This is a genomic window from Entomomonas sp. E2T0 (genome assembly GCF_025985425.1).
Lineage (GTDB): Bacteria > Pseudomonadota > Gammaproteobacteria > Pseudomonadales > Pseudomonadaceae > Entomomonas.
In genome coordinates this window covers 2,409,708-2,423,201 of record NZ_CP094972.1, presented here as the reverse complement: position 1 = coordinate 2,423,201, position 13,494 = coordinate 2,409,708, and the positions used below count along the sequence as shown (strand labels likewise).

The 13,494-nt window shown below is 36.0% G+C and carries 12 protein-coding genes; 1 reads left to right on the top strand and 11 read right to left on the bottom strand.

Translation table 11 applies throughout. The annotated features are described in order from the left end of the window. Positions 1-9: 9 nt before the first annotated feature. The 7 genes from MTZ49_RS11765 to MTZ49_RS11735 all read right to left on the bottom strand — a co-directional run bounded on the left by MTZ49_RS11765 (position 10) and on the right by MTZ49_RS11735 (position 5,861). Positions 10-1,305, bottom strand: coding sequence for a bifunctional DedA family/phosphatase PAP2 family protein (locus tag MTZ49_RS11765; RefSeq protein WP_264745732.1), 1,296 nt, complete (start codon positions 1,303-1,305; stop codon positions 10-12). 33 nt (positions 1,306-1,338) lie between these two features. After that, complete coding sequence (locus MTZ49_RS11760) at positions 1,339-2,613, bottom strand: dihydroorotase (protein ID WP_264745731.1); 1,275 nt, start codon at positions 2,611-2,613, stop codon at positions 1,339-1,341. Further along, entirely contained in the window at positions 2,610-3,611 is a 1,002-nt protein-coding gene (locus MTZ49_RS11755) for an aspartate carbamoyltransferase catalytic subunit (RefSeq protein WP_264745730.1), read from the bottom strand. Before MTZ49_RS11755 ends, MTZ49_RS11760 begins: the two co-directional genes overlap by 4 nt. A gap of 12 nt (positions 3,612-3,623) precedes the next feature. Then, a complete protein-coding gene (gene pyrR, locus MTZ49_RS11750) occupies positions 3,624-4,133 on the bottom strand; it encodes a bifunctional pyr operon transcriptional regulator/uracil phosphoribosyltransferase PyrR (RefSeq protein WP_264745729.1) in 510 nt (169 codons plus the stop codon). Beyond that, positions 4,130-4,576, bottom strand: coding sequence for a Holliday junction resolvase RuvX (gene ruvX / locus MTZ49_RS11745; RefSeq protein ID WP_264745728.1), 447 nt, complete (start codon positions 4,574-4,576; stop codon positions 4,130-4,132). Before ruvX ends, pyrR begins: the two co-directional genes overlap by 4 nt. Continuing rightward, on the bottom strand, positions 4,576-5,136 hold the full coding sequence (locus MTZ49_RS11740) for a YqgE/AlgH family protein (protein ID WP_264745727.1): 561 nt from the start codon (positions 5,134-5,136) through the stop codon (positions 4,576-4,578). The genes ruvX and MTZ49_RS11740 overlap by 1 nt, the downstream gene beginning before the upstream one ends. A 107-nt stretch (positions 5,137-5,243) precedes the next feature. Further along, positions 5,244-5,861, bottom strand: coding sequence for a dual specificity protein phosphatase family protein (locus MTZ49_RS11735; protein ID WP_264745726.1), 618 nt, complete (start codon positions 5,859-5,861; stop codon positions 5,244-5,246). Positions 5,862-5,990: 129 nt separating this feature from the next. Here MTZ49_RS11735 and MTZ49_RS11730 point away from each other — a divergent pair, with 129 nt between their 5' ends. Beyond that, on the top strand, positions 5,991-7,067 hold the full coding sequence (locus MTZ49_RS11730) for a phosphatidate phosphatase App1 family protein (RefSeq protein ID WP_264745725.1): 1,077 nt from the start codon (positions 5,991-5,993) through the stop codon (positions 7,065-7,067). 25 nt (positions 7,068-7,092) lie between these two features. Here MTZ49_RS11730 and cysK read toward each other — a convergent pair whose 3' ends face one another. The 4 genes from cysK to MTZ49_RS11710 all read right to left on the bottom strand — a co-directional run bounded on the left by cysK (position 7,093) and on the right by MTZ49_RS11710 (position 13,440). Beyond that, positions 7,093-8,067, bottom strand: a complete 975-nt coding sequence (gene cysK, locus MTZ49_RS11725; RefSeq protein WP_264747879.1) for a cysteine synthase A — start codon at positions 8,065-8,067, stop codon at positions 7,093-7,095. 375 nt (positions 8,068-8,442) lie between these two features. Then, complete coding sequence (locus MTZ49_RS11720) at positions 8,443-9,333, bottom strand: alpha/beta fold hydrolase (RefSeq protein WP_264745724.1); 891 nt, start codon at positions 9,331-9,333, stop codon at positions 8,443-8,445. An 89-nt stretch (positions 9,334-9,422) separates the two neighbouring features. Further along, a complete protein-coding gene (locus MTZ49_RS11715) occupies positions 9,423-10,040 on the bottom strand; it encodes a glutathione S-transferase N-terminal domain-containing protein (protein ID WP_264745723.1) in 618 nt (205 codons plus the stop codon). Positions 10,041-10,332: 292 nt separating this feature from the next. Beyond that, complete coding sequence (locus MTZ49_RS11710) at positions 10,333-13,440, bottom strand: autotransporter outer membrane beta-barrel domain-containing protein (protein ID WP_264745722.1); 3,108 nt, start codon at positions 13,438-13,440, stop codon at positions 10,333-10,335. Between the last annotated feature and the right edge of the window lie 54 nt (positions 13,441-13,494).

Genomic DNA, 13,494 nt, shown 5'->3' with positions numbered 1-13,494 from the left:
CTACTCCTATTATACTGAGTGTTTAAAAAATGTAACTGTAGTAGCTACTATTATTACTAACAGTCCTACAGGTAATAAAATTTTCCAACACTTATGGGGCAATGGTTGCATTTTTTCTCTTGACTCAACCCATGCCAATACTAGCATACAAATACCTGTAGCTAATAAACCACCTGCTACAACATCAGTTACCCAATGTACTCCCAAATAAACCCTTGATAATGCAATAAGCACAGCAGGTAAACTAGCAATAAATAACCACAACATACGTGTTTTAGAAGAACGCCCTAAGCCCGCTAATACCCCTAAACTAAGGAAAAAAGCAAAAGAAGCAGAAGTATGCCCACTAGGGAAACTAAATGTCTGCATTATATCAGTCATTGCCTGTGGCCGAGCTCTATCTACTGTCTCTTTAATAATCCAACCTATTGTTGCTGTTCCAAACATAGTACAAGCAAAGAAGATTAATGGTTTTATCTGACGCATAAATAACAGTAAACAGCATAATACCGCTGATATTACAAACTGTACTTTATAACCACCCAACTCGGTTATAAATTGATTAACACTATCAAATTCAGGAGAACGTACTTCTTTGGCAATTAATAGCAAACCTTGATCTAATGATTGTAAATAAGGTAAAAAAAGATAAAGTGCTAATAACAATAAAAAACTGACAAAGGACATATAAGCAGCAATCCATCTTTTTTGCTTTATACATCCATAAATACCAATACCTAATAATGTCCCTAATATAGCCACGACACAGCCTAATTCTAGCCAAAACTGTTTGCCAACAGGTAATGTAAAAGCTGCCCCTGTCACCCAGCCAGGCACTACAAAGGTAACACTCCATGCAATACTAGAAATAAAAGTAACAAATAGACATTTTGTGAAAGATAGCTGAAAAATACCTGCCATCATTGGCATAATTGGCCGCAGAGGGCTAATAAACCGCCCTATTAATAATCCCATACCACCAAAGCGTTGAAAATAACCATCAGCCATATTAATCCATTTCGGATGATTTTTTATAACAGCTGCCTGATATACTCGGCTTTTAAGCTTATAGCCTATGCCATAAGACAGCATATCCCCTAACCAACCACCTAATATTCCTAAAAGAATAGCTTTCCAAAGAGGATAATCAAAACCTCCCGCAATAGCACTAGCAATCATTAGCATAGTGGCACCGGGTATGGCTAAACCTAATAATGCCATACACTCAATGAAGGCAATTAAGAAAATAGCTAACCCTATTAACTCTTGATGATTAGTTAAAAATGTATCGAGCCAATCAAGCATAAATAATAGTACCTAAATAACCTCGGCTTATAATCAATTGGCTTGATATACAATACGTCCATCTACTAAGGTAGTATGAACTTTAGCAGGTAAACAATGCCCCATAAAAGGACAGTTACTGCCTTTAGAATACCAATTATCTCCAACAATAGTTGAAGAATTAATATCAAATAACACAATATCAGCAACCTTACCAACGGCTAAATCACCTACAGGTAAACGTAAAGCATCAGCAGGCCCTGAGGTTAGTCTAGTTAATAAGGTTGGTAAATCTAACAGGCCATCTTCTACTAAAGTCATGGCTAAAGGCAATAAAATCTCAACACTACTCATACCAGGTTCAGTTTCTGCGAAAGGTGCTGCCTTAGCATCTTTTTCATGAGGTTGGTGATGACTAGCAATGGCTTGAATAACACCAGATTTTACACCCTCACGTAATGCATCTCGATCTTTTTGAGTACGTAATGGTGGTTGCACATAATAAAGGCTAGAAAAATCAGACAACGCTTCATCTGTTAATATGAGCTGATACAATGCCACATCAGCAGTAATAGGCAACCCCCTCGCCTGTGCAGCAGCAATTAATTCCACTGATCTTGCCGTAGTTAGTTGACTAAAATGAGCCCTTACCCCTGCTTGTTCAGCTAACAATAAATTACGGGTTAAAGCAATGGTTTCAGCCGTTTCTGGAATACCAGCTAAGCCTAAAAAGCTCGCTATAGCTCCCTCATGTACCACACCATCTTCTGCTAAGGTAGTGTCTTGTGAGGTAAAAACAACTTGTAAATCAAACGTAGCAGCATACTCTAGCGCTCTTCTTAGAATACGATTACTTTCAATTGGTGCTAAACCATTCGTAAAAGCCACACAACCTGCATCTGATAATGCCACTAACTCAGCTAGTTGTTCACCCTCACAACCTTTGGTAAGTGCGCCTATAGGGTAAACTTTGGCATGTGCTGATTCACGCGCACGTTCTAAAATAAGATCAATAACCGCTGTTGTATCAGCAACTGGCTTAGTATTAGGTGGACAACATAGGGAAGTAACACCACCTACAGCAGCAGCTAATGTTTCTGTAGCAATAGTACCTTTACGGGTATAACCGGGTTCACATAAGGCTACATTTAAATCTACCAAGCCTGCAGATGCTATTAAACCTGTTGCATCAATCGTTTTAGTGGCTTTAAAGTTTGCAGGTGCTTCGCCTAAAGCAATAATCTTGCCACCATCAATATGAATATCTGTTTGCTTATCTAACTTAGTTTTAGGATTAATCACACGGGCATTACTAATCGTTATACTCATAAACTGCCCTCCTGTTCTAATTGTCGCTCTGCTAACTGACCACTCATTGCCATTGATAACACTGCCATTCTTACTGCAATACCATAAGTGACTTGGTTTAAAATAACGGACTGCTCACAATCAGCCACTGAAGATTCAATTTCTACACCGCGATTAATAGGTCCAGGATGCATAACAATGGCATTAGGTGCTGCCATGGTTAAACGCTTTTCCGTTAAGCCATATTGTTTAAAAAACTCGCCCTCACTGGGTAATAAACCACCTTTCATGCGCTCTTTTTGCAAACGGAGCATTATCACCACATCAACATCTTTGATACCTTCGTCCATATTGGTAAATGCTTTAACTTTATATTGATCCGTCAAACCTACGGGCAATAATGTATTTGGGCCAATCACACGGATATCTTTACAGCCTAAGGTTTCTAATGCCAGCATATCAGAGCGTGCTACTCGAGAATGCATGATATCGCCAACAATAGCCACTGATAAATCACTATAATCACCTTTATGACGACGGATAGTTAGCATATCTAACATGCCTTGGGTAGGATGTGCATGACGACCATCACCCCCATTAATAACAGCTACGTGTGGTGAAACATGCTCAGCAATAAAATGTGCTGCTCCAGACTCGCTATGACGTACTACAAACATATCCGCAGACATTGCCTCAAGATTACGCAGTGTATCGGTTAAGGTTTCCCCTTTACTGGTTGAAGAGGTAGATACATTGAGTGTAATCACATCCGCAGACAGTCGTTTTGCTGCTAGCTCAAAGGTAGTACGAGTGCGTGTAGAGTTTTCAAAAAACACATTACAAACTGTTTTTCCACGCAATAAAGGGACTTTTTTAACAGCCCTTGCACCGACTTCAAGAAAAGAATCTGCTGTGTCTAAAATTTCGGTTAATAATTCTTTAGATAATCCATCTAATGATAGAAAATGCCTTAATTGTCCCTGACTATTTAGTTGAAGTGCTTGTTTTCTTTTAAGCATACAAAAACTCTCTTAGGAAACTAAAGTTTTTAACTCAAGGGTTAGTGGTGATGGCCCTTGTACTTTTACACGTTGATCAGTTGCTAAATTTAATACTTCTCCTACTACATCAGGGCGAATAGGTAATTCCCTTGCATCTAAATCTAATAAACACACTAAGGTAATACTGGCTGGTCTACCATAATCATAGAGTTCATTCATGGCCGCTCGAATAGTACGCCCACTCATCAATACATCATCAATTAAAACAATATGTTGGTTATCTATTTCAAAAGGTAAAGCAGATGGACTTACTTGAGGGTTTAAACCTTTCTGCGTAAAATCATCACGGTAGAAAGACACATCCAAAATACCGAGGGTTTCATCTTGTTTACCCATTGTTTCTAATAATGCTTGAGCAACCCAGACACCACCTGTTCTGATGCCTACATAAGCTGGTTTGGTAATACCACGCTTAGTTAAGTAGTTCTGTAAATTGCTTGCCATTTTGGATAAGAGTTCGGTTGGTGAAGGTAACTTCATGTTCTCTCCGTTATTGAAGAATAATTTTCTAGCCAACTTTCAATAATTAGGGCGGCTGCTAGTGCGTCGACAGGGCTCTTATGATAATCCCCTTTGTGTCCCTGCTTAAAATATTGTCCTTTAGCTTCAAAACTGGTTAGTCTTTCATCATGTGTATAGACAGGTAATCTAAAACGGCCATGTAAACGACGTGCAAATTTCTCAGCACGAGTACTCATTTCACTGGGTGTACCATCCATATTTAGGGGTAGGCCTACAACAATTACCTCTGGTTGCCATTCTTTTAATAAATTTTCTATTTGTTGCCAATTAGGTATACCATCTTGAGCCTTTAAAACACAAAGCTCTCGAGCTTGTTGTGTAAAACCTTGCCCGACTGCCACGCCTATTTGCCTTAACCCATAATCAAAACCTAAGATAATTTTAGGTAAGCTCTGCTCCATTAAGCATGCCCTGCTTGAAATGATAATGAAGAAAAATGAATACCTAATTGTCCTAAGGCTACATCTAGACGTTGCTCACAAGGAACATCAAATAATACATCCGAACGAAATGGACAAGTCAACCAAGCGTTCTCTAGCATTTCTTTTTCAAGCTGACCCGGGCCCCAACCTGCATATCCTAAAGCTATTAGATATTGTTTAGGCCCTTTTTTTTCAGCAATATTAAATAAAACATCTTGTGATGAAGTAATATTTATTTCAGGCAGGTCAATAGTTCCCTCAAAGCTTGCATCTTTAGAGTGCAATACAAAGCCACGCTCTTGTTCAACAGGACCACCAGAATAAATAGGTGTCATTAAATTTTCTGCAGGAAATAATATATCTGGTTTTAGCTGTTCTAAAACATCCACTAAATGAAACGATCTTGGTTGATTAACAACAATCCCCATCGCCCCTTCAACATTGTGATTTACTAAATAAATAAGGGCACGTGCGAACTCTGAGCCTTCCAATTGAGGCATGGCAATTAAAAACTGATTATTTAAATAGGTTGAATTCATAGGCTCTTATATTTCGACTTAATATCGGCGAATATTATAAAGGTCATTCACCTAAAGGTCACGAACTCAAATTATTTAACTGTTACTAAACACTAATCTTGGTTTACTTAACTACCAAAAAAATTACAAACAGCCCATCTACTGGTACTACAATCATTATTTTTTAGGGCTTTACGAATACTTTTTACATCTGCTCGTTTTATATAGGCCATTGCCTCATCAACATCTTCTTTTTCTGTAGAATCAATCCCATAAACTAACTCATTAACGGCTTGCTCTTTTGTCCAATGTTGAATAACTATACGATACATAGCAACAAACAATCCCGTTCTATTTTGCCCATGCTTACAATGTAATAGCACGGATTTCCCCTCACTTTCTGACTGTTTAATCAACTTTAAAACCTGTAATACATCATCATCTTTTACACGGTCGGCATGGGTTGGATAACTAATTAACTGTATTTTTTTGTCATTTCCCAACCACTTGCTATCATCCTCTTTAATCAATGTAATAATTGTAGCTATACGTTGATTTTGAATGATATCTACTTTGCTAGTATCAGGTAATGCACTACGATACAGTAAAGAAGTGACCTTATAAAAGTTAAAACTAGGATCAATAACATCAGCCCAGTTTTTATTATTTTGCATTGCCATTGCCATATTAGTAAAAATACAAATAAATATCAGCCAAGCTAAACGATAATAGTGTGATATTTTCATGATTGATCTGCTACTATAACCAATATAAAACCCTTTGATTTATCATATAAAAGACCATGTAAATTTTTTGTAAAAATTCTGTCTTGTTTTTATTGAGAAACTATTAACTAAAACCATAGGATTATTAATATGCAACTAAGGAAGTTTTTTATCTCTTCTTTATTAGGATTTGTTACACCAATAGCTCTAGCCTCATCCTTAAAATCAGATGAGTATGTTATGTTTATTCCTGATATTGCCTATGAAATAACTGGAAATAAAATTGCTGTAAATGTTCAAACATGGATTTATGAAAAAGAACGTCGTTTAGGCATGACTACCACACTAACTAAGTATTTAGGTATCAATAAAGACCAACTTAGCCCAGAGCAATATGCTAGGCTCTATGAGAGAAGCCAGTTATTTAGAGTAGATTCTGAACGCGGCAAAACGATTAAAGTACAGTTTGCAGATCAATCTGTACACAGTCTCCCTAAGACCAACAAAGATGGTAGAGCCAATAAAACAATTTATTTTGAAGCTAGTTCTGCTATAACAAGTAATAACATTATCACCTATCAGTTATATCAATCTGGAACTCCAGCAGGAGCCGATAATGGTTATGCTGTTTATGCTTTCCCTGAAGGTATATCAGTGATTTCTGATATAGATGATACAATCAAAGACTCTAATGTATTAGATAAAAAACAGTTACTTATTAACACTTTTATTGAAGAGTTCAAAGCTATTGATACTATGCGCGACTGGTATCAGCAAATGGCTAATAATAGTGAACAAAATGTCGCTTTCCATTATGTATCATCAAGCCCTATACAACTTTACCCTGCGCTTAAAGACTTTATGGATAAAGCAAAATTCCCACAAGGTAGTTTTCATTTACGTGAGGGAACAACATGGAACTCTGTTATAGCAACAGGCGATGACTCTCTGCAACACAAAAAGAAAAGTATTGAAAAATTATTAATGGCTTATCCCAAGCGTCAATTTATTTTAATTGGTGACTCTGGTGAAGCTGACCCTGAAATTTATGCTGATATGATGCGTCGTCATCCTGAGCAAATAAGTTGTATTGCTATACGCAATGTAACCGATGAGGATAGTCAAAATAGTCGCTATCAACAAACATTTAAAGATTTAGATATTAATAAATGGCGTATATTTACTGATCCTACCGATTTAAAAAACTGGTGTATCAGCACGCAATAAAAAAGGGCTATTAAGCCCTTTTTTATTATTGGTTAGTTTCCTGCTCAGTAAACATATCCGCAAATAACATACTGGATAAATAACGCTCTGCTGAATCTGGTAATATCACCACAATAGTTTTACCTTGACTTTCAGGTTGCTCCGCTAGTTTTAATGCTGCTGCTAATGCTGCACCTGAAGAAATACCGCATAAAATTCCTTCTTCTTGCATTAAACGTAAAGCTGTTTGTTTAGACTCTTCATCAGTAACCTGTATTACTTTATCAATTAATGAAAGATCTAAATTTTTTGGTACAAACCCTGCACCAATGCCTTGAATTTTATGTGGTGCAGGCTTAACCTCTTCACCTTGTAAAGTTTGACTAATAACAGGTGATGTTACTGGCTCCACTGCTACAGAAAGAATAGGCTTTTTCTGGGTATTTTTAATATAACGTGAAACCCCAGTAATTGTTCCGCCAGTACCAACGCCTGCCACAAAAATATCGATATTGCCATTGGTATCATTCCAAATCTCTGGTCCTGTTGTTTTTTCGTGTATTGCTGGGTTAGCAGGGTTATCAAACTGCTGAGGCATAAAGTATTTATCTGGATCGCTATTGACTATTTCATTTGCCTTTTCAATAGCACCTTTCATTCCTTTGGCAGGTTCAGTCAACACCAACTCAGCACCTAATGCTTTTAAAATTTGACGGCGCTCTAAGCTCATAGAAGAAGGCATGGTTAAAATTAATTTATAACCTCTTGCAGCAGCTACATAAGCTAAGGCAATGCCTGTATTACCTGATGTAGGCTCAACAATGGTCACACCTTCCTTTAACTTACCAGAATTTTCTGCATCCCAAATTAAATTGGCACCAACACGGCATTTTACAGAATAACTAGGGTTACGCCCTTCTGTTTTCACAAGAATGGTAACCCCCCTCACTGTCAATTTATTTAATTGAATAAGGGGTGTATTACCAATAGATTGTGCATTATCTGTAAAAATACTCATTATTTTGCTCCTGAACTTGTTTTAAGGATACTTTTATTCTACTCTTTTTATTTCAACTAGTTAGACTATGATGAAATGAATATATAACAAGAAAACATAAGTAACAAATTATTTATTATCTTTGAATATATAATATTTTATTTCGGTTTACTAATTTTTTTATTTTATAACCAATAATAATTACCACAACAACTGTGCACAACACAGCTTTTATCCAAAGGCCATATTCAATTGGTAAATCAATAAATAAAATAAACAATGTTGTCACTACAAAAACTGATATAAACAACAGTTTTTAGTCGAGCTCATCCATATAACTATATCTTGTACATATTATCGTTAATAAATATTTCTATGCTATTAAAACTATAACCTAAATTATAATTTAATAAAATTAATCACATGATCTGCCATTTGCTGCGACATTGTAGGTGGAAATAAATGCCCCATATCTAATTTAATTAACTTAGCACCTGCAATATTATCTGCCAAATATTGACCATGATCGATAGGTAACACAGGATCAAACTCACCATGCAACACTAAAGTAGGCGCTGTAATCTGTTGCACTGTTTTTAAACGATCTGGCGAATTACCAACAGCGGCACCATGGTTCATAGTAGCCATTGGATTTTGTATTCTAGTTATGGACTCCTTAATAAGTATAGTCATTTCTTGCTCAGGAAAAGGCAATGAACCGCCATGTGTAGACTGCCAATGACCTAATGTAGACTTGACTACTTCTTCAGGTGTTTTAGGTATATAAAATGAAGCTTGAGTTAAATGGAAAAGATAATCATCAGAAGGTGGAGATAAGGGAAATTGCCCCATATAAGTCCCTTGTAATGAATACATTAAAGGTCGATGATCTGGCGAACTAGATAGCAGTAATAATTTATTAACATATGAAGGGTAATTAATGGCCATCAACTGAGCAATATATCCCCCCATCGACATACCTATCACGGTTGCTTTTGCTAAATTATAGGCCTCTAAAATAGCAATCGCATCCTCTGCCATATCATCTAATGTATAGGGACTCATTGCATAATTAATAATAGAAGACTTACCAGTATCACGATTATCATACCGAATGACTAAAAAGCCAGCATTAGCCAGTGCTTCACAAAAAGGTTGTGGCCAAAATAGTCCTTGATTCATGGCGCCCATAACTAGCAAGATAGCAGGGTTTGTTGGCTCACCAAAAAACTCTGTCCAAATCTCAACGCCTGTAGGTGTCTTAACTATTTTTTCGGTTGGAGTAGTCATTACAGAATCCTCACCTTAATTTTAAATACACTATAAACCTTTCAATCTATATATAAAAATGAGATAAATCATTTTTATAATAATTTTTGTTAATTAATCGGCGTATCTAAAAAAATAGGTAATGTTTCTAATTCTTTGGTAAATTGTGACAGTGTTGGAAAATCTTCTGGTTTTAATAAATCAGGTACAGCAAATTGATTAAATGACCAAGCAACGGCTGTTGAAATAGCTGCTTGATTAATAGAGTCATCGATTGCTTTAAATGTATTTTTAGCAACCTCTTGCTCTAATACAGTAAAAGCACCTTTAATCTGATTAGTAACCCGATCTATCCAAGGTTGATAATGTTTTTCTTCAGGTCTTCTATGTAATTCATAAGCCAACTGAACTGTTTTTTCACAGCCCATTAAAGCAAGACCAATAACTTTGAGATGTGTAGCTAATTCATTGGGGCTTGAAGGTAATAATTTTTGCATCATAGGTACTTGAGATTCAAAATACTCAAGTATCAAACTGGAATCCATTAGAATATCACCATTATCTAAAACCAGTGTAGGCAATTTCACAACAGGATTGATGGATGCTAACGTAGCATAATCATCACCAAATGCAGATAAAGGATAATGTTCAAAAGGAATACCATAATATTTTAAAGAAATGGCTACCCTTCTCACAAAAGGTGATCTTAATAAACCTATTAGCTGCATTATTAAACACTCCTTAATCATTTAAATACTGTATGTTATATCCTACACCTCAAGATAGAAACCCTATCCATAAGTCGAATGCTAGCTATAAAATACTATCCTAATTTTATAGCAAGTGTATTATCTTTATATTAGTTATTGAAAACAAAGAAATATTTTAAAAAAGTATATCCGTATATAAGCCTAAAAAGTAATAATTAATTATTGCTACAAAATCTAAAAACCTTTTTCCCAACATAAAAAAACCAACTTGCCATTAAAACAAGTTGGTCAAAAGTTTTACAATTTTTAACTAAAATGAGTAACGATATCCAACATTAAGTTGTTGTTTATCAAATCGATTACCATTGCTATAACTCACTTCACCATAAACATTATGGTTTTTATTAATAGTCGCACTCACACCTACAGCATTTTCAAACCAACCACCTCTGAAACTAGTGTTTTCTTTAGTATCATTTACTTTATAAGCTACTTTACCTTTAAATTCTCTTACATAACCTGTTTTAAAATAAACATTAACAGGATTTTCTGTATTAGAAATTTGATAACCAATAACGGCACTGCCTCTTCCTATCAATGAGTCATAATTATTAAACTTAACTTTTAGATCATTAGAGGCACGTGTGCTATCTGATCCATTATAGGTATAAACTAATTGTGCTTGAGGCTCTATATATAAACCCTGCTTTCCTTCATTTACATAAAAACGTTTACCTATCTCACCAGATAAACTGATAGCATTAGTATTACCTGTACCTGTTACACCAGTACCTTGACTATCTTTAACATTAAAACTATTTTTTAATTTGGCATATTTTACAACACCATCAAAATAGAGGTCATCATTTGTAATATAGGTGGTATATAAACCTAAATGATAGTTTTTAGCAGAACCACTGCCCTTTCTAAAATCTTGGTCAGCATCAATATAACCAACCATACCACCCACATATAAACGGCCTTGATTAGTGGTTTTAATTAATTTATCGATACCTGCTTGTGTTCCTCTATAGTGCATATCATAACCATCAAAGGCACTACTATTAAAAGTATTTAACTTACCTGCAAAACCACGCATCCAGAAATCACCATCACCTTCTGTGTCGCGTAGCTCACCCATTCTTTGTAAAAGTGTTTGGATATCAATATAAGTTAACATATAGTTAGTATTAACAAAGGTATTAAACGCTTGTGCAGTTGAACTTCTTCTTGGTGTTGCATAAAGTTGCCAATTGCCATTTTGTTGTCCTGTTACGCTATCAACAGTTCTTCTTAAGCCATACTCCCATTGACCTAGTTCAACAGACTTACCTTGATATAAACTAAAATTAGCAGAACCACCTTCTGTTTCAATAATATCAATCACTTCAGTGCCATTTGTGGCCTGACTGGCATCATTTTTAACAGTGATTAGATGACTACCAGTAGCTTGATTTATATCTGTTACAATTAACTTATCGGTTTGTTGAGCAACAATATCAGTATTAAAAAAGAAATGACCATTACCCGCTAAGGTATTTACTGTTAACTGATTACCAAAATTACTAGGTGTTGTATTAGACCAATTATTGAAGGTATTTAAATATACTTTACTATTTTGAGCAGTTAAGTTAGTTACATTTGAATCACGCTCAATATACCATTCTGTATTGTTAGTAAGATTTAATGTGGAAACACTCGCCTTACCATCTTTATCTAACGTTGTATCAGTAGATACACTACCCTTTAATACTGATGAATCAGCATTTAAAGTAAAGCTACTGGATACTTTATCAGGTACATAAGTAGTCCCCCCACCAAAGGTAACATTTAACAGGTCTCTGCCTGTTACTGCAGTTGCCGTACTGTCTTTTAAGTTTAGCACACCGTCTACTACAGCATCAGCAACTGTCATTGCATTACGACCATCATCTACAGCACGGCCTACATCACCACTATTGTCGCCCACTTGTATTAAATTACCACTCGCCCAAGTATTATTACCATTTGTATCACAAAGGCTGGACGAAAGATTACATATTGCTCCTGTATTGGATAATACAAAAGAACCTGCTGTACCATCATGGGTAAGATCAACACTCTCCAAAGTCATGGTTTGTGCTTTAATATCAGTTGTACCATCTGCATTATTACTGTAGCCATTACCAAAGCCAAAACGTACTGCAGTACTTTTTGAATGCACAGTACTTCTTCCTTGTCCTGCAACACTCAGTAAATTAATAGTTGCACCATCACCTATTAATCGAAGACCATAAGAGCTAGCATTTTGTGTTGTAATATGCGCTTCGCCATATACCGTAATCTCTGAACCGCTATATACAGAACCTATTTCACCGGCATGATTCACATAAGTTCCATCTGCTCGTTTAGCACCCAAACGCCCAGCATTTAAACCATCAGAAATACTACCTGAGGTTGTAATTGTTGTCACAAAACCAGCATGTTGCTCCGAATTAACTGTAACCACTGATTGTCCAGTAGACCTAATGCCTCTAGCATCCATACCTGTTGTAGTGATATTGAAATGACCATTATCATAGCCTAGCGCATCAACACTGGTCAGATTTAATGAACGAATCCCTGAACCTGCACGGCTTTGAGTTGTAATGTCACCACCTACAAAAGTAACTGAGGCTCCACCAGCATCTGCAGTATAGATACCCATGCCATAATTACCATTTGATAATGTATTTACAATATTAATTAACTCTAAATTAACATGTCCGCCAGATTGTACAAAAATACCAGCACTTGAACCACCACCGCCAGTAGTAATATTAGTCATGGATAAACCAGTATTACCTTTAATATTAACTGTACCGTTAACAGCACCTATGGTTCCATAAGGAACTGTTGCCTCAACTGCTGTTAGATTCAACTCATCAGCAAATATATTTAGGGTACCATTACTACCTGCAAATATAGCATTATTTGCATTCCAGTCATTTTTATAATCACCCAATGTATTTACTGTAATTTTATTAGCATAAATAGTCGCAGTTCCACCATTTTCAACAGTAATACCACGACCTCGTTGATTCTGCTTGCTAGTCCCTGTATTAATTTCAATATCACCCTTATCTGTTGCAGAATTTAAAATATATTCTGCTCCTGCACCAGATACTCGAACTCCATAAGTACCTTGGCCAGCCCAACCAGAAAAGTCCCCATTAGTTGAGGATGGATTATTAATAACTAAATCACCTGTTGTAGTATGGGTAACCTTGGCACCATTAACACTGACCATTGTTAAATTATCATCGGTCATTTGGCAATCTGTAGATGCACTGACTTGAAGACCAGTGACAGTGCAATCGGCCGCTTGAGCACTAAGGATACTAACAAAGCTCATACTTAAAACAGAAATAGTTTGAGACAATATAGAAGGTTTAATCATAGCATACGTCCTTTTCTTTAAACCTATTATCTACAGAGCAATTACATCATGTGA